This is a genomic window from Aeromonas sp. 160P, from assembly GCF_055193095.1.
The window spans coordinates 3,183,292-3,200,185 of the sequence record NZ_JBUXKV010000001.1; the positions used below are offsets into that span (position 1 = coordinate 3,183,292).

General features: G+C 58.0%; 13 protein-coding genes and 7 tRNA genes. 5 read left to right on the forward strand and 15 right to left on the reverse strand.

The features are described 5' to 3' along the window. Positions 1-25: 25 nt before the first annotated feature. The gene (locus ACY8FN_RS14855; protein WP_463100438.1) at positions 26-727 is read left to right on the forward strand and encodes a substrate-binding periplasmic protein; all 702 of its coding nucleotides are present in this window, start codon (positions 26-28) and stop codon (positions 725-727) included. A gap of 72 nt (positions 728-799) precedes the next feature. Then, the gene (locus tag ACY8FN_RS14860; protein WP_463100439.1) at positions 800-1,762 is read left to right on the forward strand and encodes an IS1595 family transposase; all 963 of its coding nucleotides are present in this window, start codon (positions 800-802) and stop codon (positions 1,760-1,762) included. A gap of 139 nt (positions 1,763-1,901) precedes the next feature. Here ACY8FN_RS14860 and yjjG read toward each other — a convergent pair whose 3' ends face one another. Together yjjG and ACY8FN_RS14870 are read right to left on the reverse strand one after the other, a co-directional pair. Beyond that, a complete protein-coding gene (gene yjjG / locus ACY8FN_RS14865) occupies positions 1,902-2,582 on the reverse strand; it encodes a pyrimidine 5'-nucleotidase (protein WP_463100440.1) in 681 nt (226 codons plus the stop codon). A 14-nt stretch (positions 2,583-2,596) separates the two neighbouring features. Continuing rightward, positions 2,597-4,096: a M17 family metallopeptidase gene (locus tag ACY8FN_RS14870; protein ID WP_463100441.1), complete on the reverse strand. Its 1,500-nt coding sequence runs from the start codon at positions 4,094-4,096 to the stop codon at positions 2,597-2,599. Between ACY8FN_RS14870 and ACY8FN_RS14875 the strand changes: the two genes are divergently transcribed. Beyond that, on the forward strand, positions 4,080-4,223 hold the full coding sequence (locus ACY8FN_RS14875; protein ID WP_157830649.1) for a hypothetical protein: 144 nt from the start codon (positions 4,080-4,082) through the stop codon (positions 4,221-4,223). The genes ACY8FN_RS14870 and ACY8FN_RS14875 overlap by 17 nt on opposite strands. Positions 4,224-4,274: 51 nt before the next feature. On the opposite strand, the gene ACY8FN_RS14880 is transcribed toward ACY8FN_RS14875, so the two are convergent. The 7 genes from ACY8FN_RS14880 to ACY8FN_RS14910 all read right to left on the reverse strand — a co-directional run bounded on the left by ACY8FN_RS14880 (position 4,275) and on the right by ACY8FN_RS14910 (position 5,483). Then, positions 4,275-4,351, reverse strand: a tRNA-Met gene (locus ACY8FN_RS14880). Between the two features lie 88 nt (positions 4,352-4,439). Continuing rightward, positions 4,440-4,516 (reverse strand) — tRNA-Met (locus tag ACY8FN_RS14885). A gap of 88 nt (positions 4,517-4,604) precedes the next feature. After that, positions 4,605-4,681, reverse strand: a tRNA-Met gene (locus ACY8FN_RS14890). Between the two features lie 196 nt (positions 4,682-4,877). Beyond that, positions 4,878-4,970: transfer RNA gene (locus ACY8FN_RS14895), tRNA-Met, on the reverse strand. A gap of 101 nt (positions 4,971-5,071) precedes the next feature. Beyond that, a tRNA-Met gene (locus ACY8FN_RS14900) sits at positions 5,072-5,148 on the reverse strand. Between the two features lie 88 nt (positions 5,149-5,236). Further along, positions 5,237-5,313: transfer RNA gene (locus tag ACY8FN_RS14905), tRNA-Met, on the reverse strand. Between the two features lie 93 nt (positions 5,314-5,406). Then, positions 5,407-5,483 (reverse strand) — tRNA-Met (locus ACY8FN_RS14910). 197 nt (positions 5,484-5,680) lie between these two features. Between ACY8FN_RS14910 and glgX the strand changes: the two genes are divergently transcribed. Continuing rightward, entirely contained in the window at positions 5,681-7,744 is a 2,064-nt protein-coding gene (gene glgX, locus ACY8FN_RS14915) for a glycogen debranching protein GlgX (RefSeq protein ID WP_101347380.1), read from the forward strand. 69 nt (positions 7,745-7,813) lie between these two features. On the opposite strand, the gene ACY8FN_RS14920 is transcribed toward glgX, so the two are convergent. Together ACY8FN_RS14920 and ACY8FN_RS14925 are read right to left on the reverse strand one after the other, a co-directional pair. Next, a complete protein-coding gene (locus ACY8FN_RS14920; RefSeq protein WP_463100442.1) occupies positions 7,814-8,533 on the reverse strand; it encodes a hypothetical protein in 720 nt (239 codons plus the stop codon). A 164-nt stretch (positions 8,534-8,697) separates the two neighbouring features. After that, positions 8,698-10,335 (reverse strand): ATP-dependent endonuclease, encoded by a 1,638-nt coding sequence (locus tag ACY8FN_RS14925; RefSeq protein WP_463100443.1) that lies wholly within the window; start codon positions 10,333-10,335, stop codon positions 8,698-8,700. Between the two features lie 598 nt (positions 10,336-10,933). On the opposite strand from ACY8FN_RS14925, the gene ACY8FN_RS14930 reads away from it, so the two are divergent. Continuing rightward, the gene (locus ACY8FN_RS14930) at positions 10,934-11,800 is read left to right on the forward strand and encodes a LysR family transcriptional regulator (RefSeq protein WP_463100444.1); all 867 of its coding nucleotides are present in this window, start codon (positions 10,934-10,936) and stop codon (positions 11,798-11,800) included. Between the two features lie 55 nt (positions 11,801-11,855). On the opposite strand, the gene ACY8FN_RS14935 is transcribed toward ACY8FN_RS14930, so the two are convergent. From ACY8FN_RS14935 to ACY8FN_RS14950, 4 genes are all read right to left on the reverse strand, one after another. Continuing rightward, complete coding sequence (locus tag ACY8FN_RS14935; RefSeq protein ID WP_463100445.1) at positions 11,856-12,632, reverse strand: TSUP family transporter; 777 nt, start codon at positions 12,630-12,632, stop codon at positions 11,856-11,858. A gap of 203 nt (positions 12,633-12,835) precedes the next feature. Next, positions 12,836-13,600 carry a tRNA-uridine aminocarboxypropyltransferase gene (locus ACY8FN_RS14940; protein WP_463100446.1) on the reverse strand — a complete coding sequence of 255 codons (765 nt, stop codon included), beginning with the start codon at positions 13,598-13,600 and terminating at the stop codon, positions 12,836-12,838. 179 nt (positions 13,601-13,779) lie between these two features. Beyond that, positions 13,780-14,991, reverse strand: a complete 1,212-nt coding sequence (locus ACY8FN_RS14945; RefSeq protein WP_068979313.1) for an ROK family transcriptional regulator — start codon at positions 14,989-14,991, stop codon at positions 13,780-13,782. A 132-nt stretch (positions 14,992-15,123) separates the two neighbouring features. Further along, a complete protein-coding gene (locus tag ACY8FN_RS14950; RefSeq protein ID WP_463100447.1) occupies positions 15,124-16,791 on the reverse strand; it encodes a methyl-accepting chemotaxis protein in 1,668 nt (555 codons plus the stop codon). Positions 16,792-16,894: the final 103 nt, after the last annotated feature.

The window sequence follows — 16,894 nt, forward strand, 5'->3', positions numbered from 1 at the left end:
GGCTACGGCACAGGAGTCATTGGTCGTGGGCTGGGTCAACTGGCAGCCCTTCAGCTATCGCAATGAACAGCAGCAGATCCGCGGACTGGACATCGACCTGCTCAACGCCATCTTCCAGCGGGCCAACTATCAGGCCACATTCACGGAAATGCCCTGGGCTCGGGTGCTACACGAGCTGAAATTCGGCACGGTTCAACTGGCGATGTCCGCCAATATCACCACCGAGCGGCAGCAATATGCCCGCTTCAGCCACCCCTATCGGGAAGAGGAGACGGCCATCGTCATCCGTCGGCAAGATGCCGAACGCTGGCGCGGGATCACTACCCTGGATCAACTGATCAACACCCCGGACTTTCATATCGGGGTGCTCAAGGGCTTTGATTACGGCAATACCTTCCGCCAGTTGATGGCTCGGCCCGAGCTGCAGTCCCGCCTGCAAATGCGCCTGCGACTGGAGCAGCTGCTGAAGATGTTGCAAGGGGGGCGGATCCAGGGATTTATTCTCGATCCCCACGGGCTGCAGGAGTGGACTAATAAAGATGAGTTGCGGGATGAGCTGCATATTCTGCTGCGTATCGAGCTAACACCGGTTCACCTGATGCTGAGCAAAAAAAGCACCACAGAGGCGCAACTGCAACGGATCAATCTGGCTATCGAACAGTTGAAACAGAGCCCCGACTATCAGCAGATCCTCGATCGCTACCAGTTCGGATCCCTACATCCATAAGAAAAGGCTCTGTCCCAATTATGTGTTGAAAGGCTAAGCTTGAAGTAGGCCATCACCTTGAGGTCTACCATCATGGATACCCCCGCCTTTCAACACCTGTTGTCTCTCTTTCCACAGCTTACCCTACGCCAACGCCGTGTTGCTCAGCAGGAGCTCTCTGCTCCACACGCCATTACCTCTCTGAACTCCCAGTTACCTGCATGCAGTGGTTGCCCACATTGTCAGGCCGATGCCAATCAGTTGGCTCCCTGGGGATGGAGTCGGGGACTACGTCGCTACCGTTGCAAACTGTGTCTGCGCACCAGCACCGTGCTGACCAAGACCCCCTTGGCCAGATTACGTAAAGCCCAATGCTGGGAAGACTACGCGCAAGCCCTCATTGAAGGTCTGACTGTCCGCCGGGTCGCTCTGCGTTGCGGTGTCAGCAAAAACACGGCCTTCCTCTGGCGCCACCGCTTCTTGCGTGCGATGGCCGCCCATCAAGCCACACGAGAAGAGGGTATCGTTGAGGTCGATGAGACCTTCTTCCTCGAGTCGTTCAAAGGGCAACGGGGACTGCCGCGTCCGGCACGGCATCGCGGTGGTAAAGGGCGAACCCGGGGAACCGGGCCGGATTACATCCCGGTGATGGTGGTACAGGACCGTGCTGGCCATCATGCAGATTTTCAGTTGGAAAAGATGAATGCCGAAACAGTTATCGCGGTCTTGAAGCCCCTTGTTTCGCCGGATGCCGTGCTGTGTAGCGATGGCGCGGGCGTGTATGCCAGTTTCAGTAAAGTGCAGGGCGTGACTCATCAAGTAGTGCGCAATCGTCAGGGTGAGCGAGTGGCCGGCGCGTATCACATTCAGCATGTGAACGGCTATCACCGTCGGCTGAAAGAGTGGATGGTGCGCTTTCATGGCGTCGCAACTCATTATCTGAGGAATTATCTGGGTTGGCGCAGGATGCTGGAGCGTTACGGGAAGGGAGTGAATATCAAAGCGTGTTTGCATGAGGCGCTGGGGCACCCCATGCAACACGTAATTGGGACATAGCCTAAGAAAACGCTCATAAGTAAGGGGAGCTGATGCTCCCCTTACTGTCTCAAGCAAACCCTACCCTGTCTCAAACAACCCTCGTTACGACTTGCCAAGACGATTTGGCCACCGTGACATGATGGGTTACCTGTGCCTGTTAGCGCCCCAGCACAATGTCGGCAAGATGGGCGAAGTGGTGGATCTCGTGGGTCGCCTCGCACTCGCCAGCTTGCCGCTCGGGGTTGTACCAGCAGGTCGCTAGCCCCTGCGCCGCCGCACCGGCGATATCGGTTTTCGGGTTGTCACCCACCATCAGCACACGAGCCGGATCAGACTGCCCCATCAGGGAGAGGGTGTGCTGGAAAATAGCCGGATCTGGCTTGGTCACCCGGATCTCGTCCGAGATCACCAGCGGCTCAAACCATTCGCTCCAGCCCAGTTTGCCGAGTCTCCCCCGCTGAGGGACGCTGAAACCATTGGTGATGATCCCCATCCGCACCTTGCTGCGCAGCTGTTGCAGGGTCTCGATAACCCCCTCAAGGGGCATGCTCAAGGCAATAATTTGCTCCAGAAAGGTGTTGTTCATCGCCATGGGGTCGGCTGCGACCTGTTTGGCAAACAGGGCGAAACGGGTCTGCTGCAATGCAGTGGCATCTATCTCCCCATCGTTGTATTGCAGCCAGAGCCCGTGGTTGAGTGCATGGTATTGCGCCATGCTGGCGTCATCGGCTTGCACACCGTAATGCTGAAGGGTACGTGTCAGCGCGGCGGCGACCGGGAAATCGAGCAGGGTTTCATCCAAATCGAACAGCACCCAGTCATAGCTTGGTTGTTTCACAGCAGTCCTTGTTATCAGTCAGATAGATCGGAGATATGGTGCCCGACTCTACCGAGCGGGCCGGCCAGCAGATCCAGCGTGAGGCGCACGCCAAAACCGGTCACTTCACTGGAGACCACCCCATTGCCTCCCTTGTTGCGAAAACCGCTCAGGTCAAAATGCAGCCAGGGGGTCTGTTCGGGCACGAAATGGGCGAGGAAACGGGCCGCATCGATATGATCCGGCGAACTGCCCGGCGCACACTGCAACAGATCGGCCCATTCACTCTCGATGTTGTCGTCAAAATCATCATCGAGCGGGAAGGGCCAGATCCGCTCGCCACTGCGCTGTCCCAGTTTGACCAGCGCAGGCAACCACTCGATGCGGTTGGTAAAGACGCCGCTGTAACGGCTGCCCAGTGCCCGCTTGCAGGCCCCGGTCAGGGTGGCGTAATCGAGCAGCAGATCAGGGGTATCCTGTACCGCCATGGCCAATGCGTCTGCCAACACCATCCGGCCTTCGGCATCGGTATCAACCACCTCAATGGTGGTGCCATTGATGGCGGTCACCACCTCACCGGGCCGATAAGCATGAGGACCGATATGGTTCTCGGCAATCGCCAGCCAGCAGTGCACCTCGTAGGGTAACTGGGCTCGACTGATGGCGTAGAGGGTGCCCAGCGCCACCGCACTGCCCCCCATGTCCAGATGCATACCATACATGCTGCCAGCCACCTTGAGGTTATAACCGCCAGAGTCATGGCAGATCCCCTTGCCCACCAGCGCAATGCGGCGCACTGGCTTGGACGGGTAGTAGCTGAGCTTGACCATGGCCCCCTGGTTGTCTTCCGAGCCACGGGTGACAGCCAGAAAAGCCCCCGCCCCCAACTCGGCCAGCTGGGCCTGATCATAGTGGTGACACTGCCACCCCTCATCCTGCGCCAGCTGAGTGACAAACTCGCGATAGCTTGCGGCGGTCAGCTCGGAAGCCGGTAACACCGCCAGATGGCGGGCCAAGCCATTGCCCCCCGCTTCGCTGTAGAGGCGAGCCAGATCCAGCACTACCGCCGGTGAGACCCGGATCTGCTGATAGCTCCAGCTGCTTTCGCTGCGACGCTTGCTGGTCGGCAACGGAATATTGGCGGCCAGCAAGGCTGACAATAGCAATTCGGCCAGCATCACCCGTTCAGAAGGGGAAAAACCTTCCAGATGCAGCCCGAGCCGCTCCACGTTGAGCCCTGCCAGAGGTGCTATCCAGCTTTTGACCTGTTTGTAGAGACGGTGGTCTCGCGTCACGCTGCCGGCCACAAATACCACCAGCAACAGCGTGGCGCCGTGCATCAGGGAAAAGGGTGCCTTTTGCCCGAGAGCAAGCTGGATTTTGACACCGGCAAACACCGGCAGCGTCAAGAATGCCTCTTTTTGCTCTTCGGCGATCAGCAGCAACTGCAACGGTAACCCCTGGGCAAGGGCCTCAGCTAGCGTGGCATCCTGGCTTTCAATAGCGGGAGGAAGATAGGTGAAAGGTGTGATCACAGGAGCGCGCCTCATCCATGAAGAGATACCTGATGATACCCAACAAATGGCCGATACGACCAGTTTTGGTCTTGAAAAAGCGTCAGAAATAGCAGTAATCACCACAGAGCGAAATGCTTGCGGATGATTGTTCAATAACAGGGGGAGTGGCAATACAAGGAGGGAATTATCTGAAAGTTGGTTGCGGGGGCCAGATTTGAACTGACGACCTTCGGGTTATGAGCCCGACGAGCTACCGAGCTGCTCCACCCCGCGTCCGAATTGTCACCCTCAAGCCGAGCAGTAGCTTGAGTGCGTTTGTCTGCTTTCGATTGTTTACACAATCGCATGCTGACTAAAAAGTTGGTTGCGGGGGCCAGATTTGAACTGACGACCTTCGGGTTATGAGCCCGACGAGCTACCGAGCTGCTCCACCCCGCGTCCGAATTGTCACCCTCAAGCCGAGCAGTAGCTTGAGTGCGTTTGTCTGCTTTCGATTGTTTACACAATCGCATGCTGACTAAAAAGTTGGTTGCGGGGGCCAGATTTGAACTGACGACCTTCGGGTTATGAGCCCGACGAGCTACCGAGCTGCTCCACCCCGCGTCCGAATTGTCACCCTCAAGCTGAGCAGTAGCTTGAGTGCGTTTGTCTGCTTTCGATTGTTTACACAATCGCATGCTGACTAAAACGACCTTCGGGTTATGAGCCCGACGAGCTACCGAGCTGCTCCAGTGAGCAGCGGCTTGAGTGCGTTTGTCTGCTTTCGATTGTTTACACAATCGCATGCTGACTAAAAAGTTGGTTGCGGGGGCCAGATTTGAACTGACGACCTTCGGGTTATGAGCCCGACGAGCTACCGAGTTGCGGGGGCCAGATTTGAACTGACCCCGCGTTATCCGAATACCGAGCTGCTGTCACCCTCAAGCCGAGCAGTAGCTTGAGTGCGTTTGTCTGCTTTCGATTGTTTACACAATCGCATGCTGACTAAAAAGTTGGTTGCGGGGGCCAGATTTGAACTGACGACCTTCGGGTTATGAGCCCGACGAGCTACCGAGCTGCTCCACCCCGCGTCCGAATTGTCACCCTCAAGCTGAGCAGCGGCTTGAGTGCGTTTGTCTGCATCCTGCTGTTTGCACAACAACATACTGACTAAAAAGTTGGTTGCGGGGGCCAGATTTGAACTGACGACCTTCGGGTTATGAGCCCGACGAGCTACCGAGCTGCTCCACCCCGCGTCCGAATTTTTCTCGAAGTGGCCGAGCAGTAGCCAGTTCGATTTTTCTCTTTCTCATCCCCATTAAGCGGTCTGAAAAAGTAAGAAACTCAGATGGTTGCGGGGGCCAGATTTGAACTGACGACCTTCGGGTTATGAGCCCGACGAGCTACCGGGCTGCTCCACCCCGCGTCTGAGGTGGCCAATAATAGGCGCCAGCGCACAGAATGCAAGTAATTATATCAAAATAAGTTTAATCGCCGCTTAATCGGACAGAGTGTGCGGTCATTATCAGCATCATGCTGTTTTTTCAGGCAATAGCGTCTGCGCGACGCATCCGGCACTACACTCAGTAAGGTGATCACTCCTTCATTCTGGGTAGGTAAAATATGCGCATCTCCGCCGGTCATTGCCGTCAGTTGGGGGCCACACCCGACAGCCATGGCGTCAACTTCGCGATCTGGGCCCGGTTGGCAAGCCGGGTTGAGTTACTGCTGTTCGCCAGCGAGGATGACAGTAACCCGGAGGTGATCCTGCTATCCCCCCGCCGCAATCGGACTGCCTACTATTGGCATGTCTATATTGAGGGGCTGCCGATAGGTCAGCGTTACGCCTATCGTATCCAGGGACCGTGGCGCCCCTACTGTGGCACCCGCTTTGATGCGGAGAAAGTGCTGCTTGACCCCTATGCCCGCCGCATTGAACTTGGCCCCAATTACGATCGGTGGGCCGCGGCGCGCCCTGGCAGCAATATCGGCTGCTGTGCCAAAAATCGGGTGGTCGATACCCGTGATTACGACTGGGAAGAGGATAAGTTACCCGCCCACTCACTCTCCCGCTCGGTGATCTATGAGCTGCATCTGGGGGGATTTACCAATTCACCCAGCTCGGGAGTGGACCCGGCGCTGCGCGGCACCTATCTGGGGCTTATCGAGAAGATCCCCTATCTGCAGTCGCTGGGTATCACCGCCGTTGAGCTACTCCCCATCTTCCAGTTTGACCCGCAGGACGCGCCCAAGGGACTCTCCAACTATTGGGGCTATAGCCCGATGTCCTTTTTCGCCCCACACGCACAATACGCCTGCGGCGATGATCCGCTGACCGAATTTCGCGACATGGTAAAGGCGCTGCACCGGGCCAATATCGAGGTGATCCTGGATGTGGTTTATAACCATACCGCCGAAGGAGGGGATGATGGCCCTATCTTTTCGTTTCGCGGTATCGACAACGAGGCCTACTACATTCTCGACAACAACCAGAAAGACACTAACTACTCCGGCTGCGGCAACACCTTTAACGGCGCCCACCCGGTGGTGTTGCGGATGATCATGGACAGCCTCCACTTCTGGCGTCAGGAGATGCACGTCGACGGCTTCCGTTTTGATCTGGCTGCGATCTTGTCACGGGATGAATCAGGTCAACCCCAGGCCAATGCGCCCACCTTGCGCACCATCGACACCGACCCCAATATCGCTGACATCAAACTGATTGCCGAAGCCTGGGATGCAGGGGGGCTCTATCAGGTGGGGTCCCTCGCCGGCGCCCGCTGGCGTGAGTGGAATGGGCAGTTCCGCGATGATGTGCGCTGCTTTTTGCGCGGCGATGAAAACAGTGTCACCACCTTTGTCGAGCGGCTGTGCGGCAGCCCCGACATCTACCACTATCACCACGCGGATCCCGAAAAAAGCATTAACTTCGTCACCTGCCACGACGGTTTTACCCTGTGGGACTGGAGCAGCTACAACGGCAAGCACAATGAGGCGAATGGCGAGGATAACCGTGATGGTTGCGATCACAATTTCAGCTGGAATCATGGCCATGAAGGGGTGACCGAGGATCCGCAGATCAATGCCCTGCGGATGCGCCAATCCAAAAACATGATGGTGGCGACCCTGCTCTCGGTGGGATCCCCCATGCTGCTGATGGGAGATGAGCTGTTGCGAACCCAGCACGGCAACAATAATGGCTACTGCCAGGATAACGCCACCTGCTGGATGGACTGGCAGCCCAACGCTCGCAGTCAGGAGATGTTCCGCTTTATGAAGGAGCTGATCCAGTACCGCAAGCATCTGTTCCAGCGCCCGGAACAGGAGAGCATGCCGTTATCGCTCACCGAGATCCTGCGCCATAGCGAGCTCTGCTGGCATGGGGTCAACGCAGGACAGCCCGATTTTGGCCCCCACTCCCATGCTATCGCCATGTCGGCTCTCTCGAGCGAAACCAAGCTGGCCCTCTATGTGCTGTTTAACGCTTACTGGGAGCCCCTGACCTTCAACCTGCCCAGCCCACCCAAAGGTGTGGGTGGCTATTGGCGGCGGATCCTCGATACCGCCCTGCCCTCGCCACAGGATATCTGCACCTTCGGCATGCCGCTTGAAGGGTTGACCCGGGAGTATCTAGCCCAGCCGCGCAGCAGTTGCCTCTTTATCTGTGGTGCTGACGACTTCTATTAATAGGCTGGCGAAAAAAAACGAAAGCCCCCCGAGCCAGGCTCGGGGGGCTTTTTCATTTAAACATCTGGATCAGACCAGTTGGTGCCACACGCTGGTGGCGGCGATCTGGGCGATTAACAGACCGCACAGTGTGGTCGATACCACCACAGGGGCCGTCTCCCGCTGCAGATAGAGCGGGCTGAACCAGAGCAACAGAGAGACCACCAACAAGCCAGCCTGAGTGAGTACCGCCGGGATCAGTGCATCAAGGTTGGCCGCCCCGCCTTGCCATGTCACCAACACCGCCAACCAGATCAGGCTGATGATGGCACCCGCCAACCCCGCGAGGGGCAATAAGGTGTTAAATGCAGTGAGGCGATGTCTGGCTCGCAGCAGCATCAAGTGGGCAAAGGCAGCCCCCAGCATGGTCATCTGCAGCAAGCCACTGATCCAGCCCTGCACCTGCAACAACCCCACACCATACAGCGCCAGCGGCATACCCGGTAACCAGAGCAGGGCCGAAGGGATGGATCGCTTGCCTTCCAACCGCGACTGGAGCAGCGACAATGCCACCCCGAGCACCAGACTGGCGCCGCCACTCCAGATAAGCCAGCTGGCCGCCTTTGCTTCAATCGCCAGCATCAGCGACAGGGCAGTAATGACCCAAACAGAGAAAAGCTGCTGGTTGACTCTGGCCCGTTGTCCCGGGCAAATATCACCGCGCCACAACACGATACCGAGGGCGATCAATGCCCCCAGCGCCATCAATCCGGTAAGAGGAAAGAGCCAAAAAGGGAGTTGGACGAACATGACGCCTCCAGCAGAGTGTTTCGAAATGCGCCAACGCGGCGCCAAAGAGAGGCGGAGTATACCCAACCCCGCCGCTATCCCCAATCTCTGCAAGCAATACTGGAACCACTCACCCTCTCACCGCAACCTGGCGCGGCAACAAGACAGCACGGACTAACGTCCGCTTAGCCCTGGCCTCGCGCCAACGCAACCACCTTGGCAAACATCTGACGGATCACCGGTGGAATATGCTCGCCACCGAGACGCTCGGCTTCTTCAACGACGGCCAGCGCCATACCCGGTTTGCTGCGTTTATGGATCGCCTTGTTAATGATGTGACGGGCACTCCACATAGTGCGCCCCCCCACCCCCGCCTCACGGCGAAAGACCGCCTCGAAACCGTTGTGATAAAGGTAATGTTCGATGTCTGCCGCCGGTAGCTGGGTCAGTCTGTCGCACTCCCGATCACCTTTTAACAAGGAACGGGCCGACGCCGCATATTTGAGCCCGGCTTCATCACCATCAGTCAGAAGATGCCATTCGATACCAAAATCCCGCGCAACCTTGATCAGTGGCGACTGGCCACACTGGGCAAACTCGATGACCCGCACCCCCTCGGCCCGCAAGCTGTAACCACAGATCTGGGCCAACTCCGAGAGCAACCAGATCTCGGTCTCGCCCTCCACCAGCAGCCAGCAGCGCGCAAACAGCGACATAGGGCGATTGATCCGTACATGGAAGGCGATTTTGCGCAGGTCATCGCTGCTATAGCGCTCTCCCCCCAGTTGCTGGCAGAGAATATCTTGCTGGCGCCGCACCAGGCGACGTACCTGATTAAGCGGCAACGAGGAGAGCAGATCCCCCGAGTTGGTGGTGAGCAACTTCTGGCCCGGCAATTGATCCAGCAAGCCCCACGCCAATGCCAGCATGGTCGGGTGCAGCCGACTTTCGGGATCTTCCAGGATCAGGATCGGCCGGGCCCCCTCCTCCAGCTCGCGGTTGCCCCGCGCCTGCAGCAAGGTCGCTGCCATCCCGGCCATGGCCAGTTGCAAAGCACGATTATCTGCATGGCGCAGCAGGGTGTGCAGATTACCCGGATTGCGCAGGGTCATAGGACGATTGACAATATCGCGCTGACTTCGTGGCTTATTTTTCATCGGCGCCAGCGCATTAAAGTAGTGATCCATCAGCTGACGCACCGCCTGCAGTGCTTCCTTCAGCTCGGGTTCACCGATCCGCTGGGGCTCGTCAATCAGCTTGTCGGCCAATTCGCTTAACCGTTGCTCCGACAGGTCTCCCCACGCCACCGTCTCCACTCCGTTGCGCGTACTGCGCGCGTCGCGCAGACGAAAGACCGGGTTCATGGTGATCAGCAGAGTGACCAGCTCATCCGCATTGGCAATGGGCAGGATTTTACCTGTTCCGTCGAGAAAATCATGGAGCGTCAGAATGGAGCCATCGGCTTGCAACTCCGCGCTGGCACGATAGTGAATACGGTGGAATTTATCTTTATGCAGCACCCAGGAGGGGCGAAGGCGGGCCAAACGATGGGAGTGCTGACACACCTGGGGTCTGTGCTCACTGAAGGTGAGCACCAGTTGCAAGTGACGTGTCGGTGCTAACTCGGGATCTTCCGGCTGATGGAAATCCTCGGCGGTAAATTGGTAGGGCTCGGCATTTTGCCCCAGCAGGCACCAGAGGGCGCGTAACAGGCTTGATTTGCCCCAGGTATTTTCACCAATCAGCACCGTTGTCTGATCGAGCCCGAGCGACAGGCGATTAATCCCGCGAAAACCTTTTACTTCAATACGTTCCAGAAACATCCAGCCATGTCCACATCATTGTGATGGGGCAATAGTGGCAAAGTTACCGGAAAAATCCTATCGGATGCTGGGCTTTTTCAACGTGAACTGTGAGGCACTGCAGGTTCGGGCGGGGTGACAACAGCGGTGCGATCTTGGGGGGCATTCCAGTGGCTGAACCAGAGATGGCGGGTACGAGTCTGGCGTTTGCGATAATTCAATGGGCATTCCTTTCAAAATATAAGTGGTCAAGAGTACACCTCTTTTGCTCAAAGTCTCAGGGTTATCTGTGACAATAAGATGACAATGGCGCACAGCACGGCCCCGGCGTGATACCAACGGCTGCGCGAAAACGGTTGCTAACAAAACAAGAGGTGAGATGACGCACGCCGGTCGCTCATCATAGGCCTGCACTTTAATGCACCATCAATGCACCATCGGTCTGACAAACCACTTGGTGGGTCTGGTGATCAGCACTCTCGGTCACTTGGTGATCTTGGCGTTGCCCCTCAAGGGGTGGCGAGTTCAGCCACCCAAGGAAGCAAACGGCACTTGCTCCTGAGGCAGGCAGCCCCTAAGGTAGCGCACATTCAATAAGTAACGATGGCAAGGGGACTCTATGTTACTGGAAGGGCTGGAGACGCTCAGCTTGCTGGCGAGCGAAGGGACCATGGCCAAGGTAGCCAGTCGCCTTTACATCAGCCAGTCGGCGGTGAGCAAGCGCATTGCCCAGCTGGAGCAGCGCCTTGGCAAAAAACTGATCGAACCGGATGGGCGCCAGATCCGGCTCACCCCGCAGGCGCAGGCGCTGCTGGAACGGCTCGCGCCCAGCCTTGCCGAGATGAAGGGGGTGCTGGCGGACAGCCAGACCCTGTTCGATCAGACCCCACTTCCCATCGCCTGCTCCGAAACCCTGCTGGCAGGCTACCTTGCCCGCTTTATGCACGACTATCTAGGTCAGGATCCCCATCTGGCCCTCTCCACCCATCACACACCGGTGATCCTGACCAGGGTGCGCAGTGGCGAGGCACTGCTCGGCATCTGCGCCGGTCGCCTGCCACCGGGCCATGGACTCGATGCAGAACTGCTGCTGGAGGAGCCATTCTATCTGGTGGGTAATGAACCGAATCCAACGCGGCCAACCACTGTGGGGGCAATGCGCAAGATCCTCACCATGGATCTGGAGAACCCCGCCAACCGCTACCTGCGCGAGCCACTCGCGGCCCTCGGGTTTGAACCTGCCATGGAGCTCGACTCCTACTTGGCGTTGATCGAGCTTGCCAAGGCGGGGATGGGGCCCGTGCTGTTACCCGCAGGCCTGCTGGGGTTGGTGGGAGAACAGGGAGAGATGGCATGCCCGCTGCCCGGATTAGGGCGCCCGCTCTATCTGGTTTATCGACAGAGCAGTCTCAAGCGCGAGCGGATCGCCCGGCTGGTGAACGCTCTGCACAAGCACTTTCGCCACTACAGCGACACGCCGCGCTAGCCGCAACTATAAAAACGGGGCCCTGCGGCCCCGAGAGAAGATGGTATTCAGTATCTCAGAGCCAGGCAAACAGCTCGGGGTACTGACTCCAGACCAGCTTGGCAGACATCAGCAAGGAGACGGTCACTAGCAAGGGCTTGATCAGCTTCACTCCTTGCTTGAGTACCATCTTCGAGCCGAAACGGGCACCGATAAACTGCCCCAGCGCCATGCAAAAACCGACGCTCCACACCACCTTGCCACCCAGGGCGAAAAACAGCAGCGAGGCGATGTTGGAGGTGAAGTTGAGCAACTTGGTGTGGGCGGTAGCCCGCGCCATGCCAAAGCCCGCCAGCGCCACAAACCCGATGGCAAAGAATGAACCAGTGCCCGGCCCGAAAAAACCATCATAAAAGCCGACCCCGCCCCCCAGCAGCAGCGCAAACAGCATGGGCGTGAGACGGCGGGAGCTCTCGGCATCGCTCACCCGCGGCGAGAAGTAGAAGTAGCAGGCAAAGGCCATCAGCAGGAAGGGGAGCAAGCGCTCCAAAATAGCGGCGTCGATGGTCTGCACCGCCAGGGTGCCGATGGCAGCACCGATAAAAGTGCAGATCACCGCAGGCCAGATCATCGCCCACTCCAGCAACCCTTTGCGGGCGTAGAACCAGGTGGCGGAGAAAGATCCGAAACTGCTCTGCAGCTTGTTGGTGCCGAGTACCAGCGCTGGCGGCATGCCGGTGGCGAGCAGCGCAGGCACCGTCAACAGGCCACCGCCGCCGGCGATCGCATCAATAAAGCCGGCGATCAGTGCCACACCAAATAGGGAAAACAGGGTAACCAGTTCCAATTCCATCCATAGACCTCACGGGATTGAGTTGCCCGACAGGGTCAGGCAACCGGGATCATAAAAACAGCGTTTACAAGGTGCTGCAGCTGATAACCGCTATCCTACTGAGCGGCCGTTGATGAGACTAACGAAACAATGGCAGTCAATTGATTCCACATTCTCATCAATTAACCCTGTCACGTTCCTGCCAGCACCCACCGCCAGCACGATTAATCAGCGCTATCCGGCAGGTGGTCCTGACCACCCTGGTTGATAAAGGCCAGCGCCTGCTGCAAGTGGTGTTCATCGTCACCTGGGCTACGACTGACCCGACCCGCCATATAACGGCGACTAAAAAGATTGAACCAGAGCTGCAACGCCTGTCCGGCCTGCAACTCCCCCGCCACCTCCAGCACGCAGGCAGCCACTTCGGCAGTGCAGAGGTGCTCGTCACAGTTGGCCACCCGCATGCCATAGGTAGAGAGCGCATCAGGCTTGATGGCAAGCACCGGGAAGCCATCCAGATAGGGGCTCATGTTGAACATCTTGCGCGCCTCGGGCCAGGTGCCGTCGAGCAGGATAAAGAGCGGTTTTTTGCCGGGCGCCAACGTCACCTCCCCGGTCAGGCGGGCAGGCTCCTTCTCGCAGGCAGGAAACACCACATAGGGCTGCCAGACCGGGTCCGCCAGCAAGGCCAGCAACTCGGGGTGGGGCTGGGTGCGCGACCAGAGAAAGGCCCAGGTGGTATCCGGCAACACATCAGCAATCAGACGACCGGTGTTGGAGGGCTTCATCGGCTCGCTGTCATACATCAGCAGGCAGAAACCGGCCTCGGCTTTGAGCTCGGGGCGCCACTCGCAGGCGCACCAATCCTCCCGCAGCTGACAAGCCGGACAGCGGGCCAGGGTGCCGCCACGGGCGAGGAACGGTCGGGTAGAGATACTCTTGCGCCAGGCCCGCAGGCGGTTGACGGCGTGATCAGGAACAGGCTTCATCTAGGTTCACAACTGGAGTCAAAACAGGGGCCAAAACGGCAATAATGCCAACTGCCATGGCTCCAAGGAGCCCAATAACAGGGGTGCCGCCAGAAAAGCGCAAGATTGTACCCAGTTACACGCTGGCGGAACAGCAATCCCTGCCCCTTTCGCCAGACACAGGGCTACATACCCTTGCCTTACGACTCCTGACAGCCGCGCAGCAGCTCCAGCAACAGGCTGCCATCGCGCAGCGCCTTGTGCACCTGCACCGAGGTGGGCTTGGTGGGGTCTTCGTAGAAGTGAGTGGATTCGATCTGCAGCCGCACCAGATATTCAGCGGGCAACTGGCTGGCCAGCGACTGGTGCAGCATGGGAAAGAGCAAGCGATCGGCGCGGGTGATCTCGCCACCGAGCAGCAGCTTGCCCGGATTGAGCAGGCAGATGAGGTTGGAGAGCACCTTGGAGAGCCGCCCCGCCGCCTGATGGAGAATATCCTGACAGAGGCTGTTACCCGCCAGCGCCAGCTCGCACAGCTCGCGGATGGTGACGCTGGGTGGCAGATCATGCTCCTGCATCCGCTCACGCATATCGCGGTATTGCGCCTCCAGCGCCTGATTGGTCACCAGGGTGCAAGCACAACCAAAGCCGCCGCAGTAGCAACGCTGACCATAAGGCTCGAGCTGCAGATGGCTAAGATCCCCTAGCAGTGAATTCTCACTCTCAATCAGCTGGCCATTGACCACCATGCCCACCCCGATGTCGTTGTGAACAAACACCAGCACCGCATCGGCGCAGTTTTTGGCTGCTCCCCACTCACGTTCGGCCTGGATCCAGGTTCGCACGTCACCACTGACCAGCACAGGTACCGAGAACGCCTGTTGCAGAGTGGGGCCAAGGGGCCAGTTGCGCAGATCGTAAAAGGGAAAGTGCTTGACCATGCCGGAGTGGCGTTCCACCTGGCCGGGCAGGCAGAGGGCGATACAAGCCAGACTGAGGGCCTTTTTCGGCAGAAACACCTGGATGGCATGCACCAGACTCGCCAGCAGATCGGCCCGCTCTTCCTCGGTGAACAGGTGGCGCTGGCGGGCCAGCGAGCGGCCGGAGAAGTCAAACAGTGCCATATCCACATAACCACGACCAAGGCGCATCGAGAGAAACTGGAAGCGGCGCTCGTTGATACGCAACAGGGTCTGGCGACGACCGCGTCCCACCGAGCTTTCGCCACAGGTCACCACCAGACCGCCATCGAGCAGTTCACGAGTGATCTTGGTGATGCTGGCAGGCGAGAGGCCGGTCAAGCGGGAGAGATCGGTGCGCGACAGCTCCTTGTGCTCTTCCAGGCTGGCATAGACCAGGCCGTAGTTGAGCTGCCGGATCAAATCGATACTACCTTTCACGATCTCATTCATAGGGTATGGGGCAAAGGCTGAAAAAAAGAGGCCGCCAATTTTCACACATTATTGGTCAATACCCAAATAAAGAGCGGTCTGAACCGGGATTCAGACCGCATCTTGTGGCTAGTGTCACGAACCATCACAGGATCAGTAACGGAATTGCGACACCAGTTTGCGCAACTTGTCACCAGTATTGGCCAGATCGCGGGTGGTGCTGTTGGACTCCAGCGCGGCATTGGTCAGCTCGCTGACAATCTGCTGAATCGCCACCAGGTTCTTGTTGATCTCCTCCGACACCGCATGTTGCTCCTCGGCAGCCGTTGCAATCTGGATATTCATGTCGTTGATGGTACTGACCGCCATCACCATGCTGTCGAGGGAGCTGGCGATGTGGCTCGCCTCCTGCACCGTCTCCTGGCTGCGTTCCTCGCTCGCCTGCATCACATCCACCGCCTGTTTGACACCCCCTTGCAGGCGCTGCAGCATCTCGTTGATCTCCTTGGTGCTCTGCTGGGTACGACCGGCGAGCGAGCGCACTTCGTCTGCCACCACCGCAAAGCCCCGTCCCTGCTCACCGGCCCGCGCCGCTTCGATGGCCGCGTTCAATGCCAGCAGGTTGGTCTGATCGGCAATGCCACGAATAACCTCGACCACCGAACCAATCTTGGCGGTCTCTTGTGCCAGTTGTTCGATGACACCGGAGGCGGTATGCACCTCCCCCACCAGCCGGTTGATACTGTTGATGGCCCCGCTCACCACACCACGGGCGGCGTCAGATTCACGGGCGGCATCGCTGGTTGCCGTCGCGGCATTGGAGGCACTGGCAGCCACCTCCTGCGCGGTGGAGCTCATCTCGGTCACCGCGGTGACCACCTGATCGGTCTCGCGACTGTGACCCTGCATCTGATGATCGTAGTGTTCGCTCAGATGGTGCAGCTTGTCGACAGCACCAAGCAGGTGATTACTGGTCTCTCCCACCTGACTCACCACCGACTGGATCCGCTCGACAAAGCGGTTGAAGGCACTGGCCAGCTGGCCAATTTCATCCTTGCTATGCACCTTGAGACGCTGGGTCAGATCCCCCTCACCGTTAGCAATATCGTTCAACGCCAACACCGCATCCGCCAGTGGTTTGGTGACCCGGTTGCCCACGATCACTGTCACCGAAAGGGTGATGCCGAGGATCAACAGGATCACCAGCACACTACTCTGCAGCGACGCATGCATGTTGCTTTCTCGCTGTTCGCGCAGGGCAGCCAGCTCGTTGTCGATATCATCGATATAAAAACCGGTTCCGATCACCCACTGGTATTTATCCAGCACCATGTTGAACGCCAGCTTGGGGGCATCACGGCCGATGGAGGGTTTGGCCGTCCAGTATTCGGCAAAGCCATCACCCTGACGGGCCACTTTGAGAATGTCCTGGATCAGCAACTTGCCCTTGGCATCCTTGTCGTTCCAGCGGTTTTTCCCCTCAAGTTCGGCACGCACTGGCAGCAGTATGGTGTTGCCTTGGAAGTCATAGACAAAAAAGTAACCGTCGCTGCTGTAACGCAGCGGCCTGAGCAACTCTTTGACCTTTTGACGATTTTCCGGTGAGTCCGGCAGCGCATAAACGGTATCGATGGCCGTTTTGGCCATCATGATGTAACTGCTGAGCAGCGCTTTACGCTCCTTGATGGCACTCTCCCTCGCGACCACCAGATCAGACTCCAGATCGCTTTTGGAGACCATATAATTGCTGAGGTTGACCACCAGGGCCATCAACAGCACGGGCACCGCACCCAGTAACAGGATTTTTTGCTTGAGCATCATCTTCCACATCCTTGCAGCTGTTTTTATTGGAATACCTAGCCTATTCATCAGTATATAGGCTGGCAGGGCGAGGCCAGCGTTCGTTACAATTCCCCTAAATAAA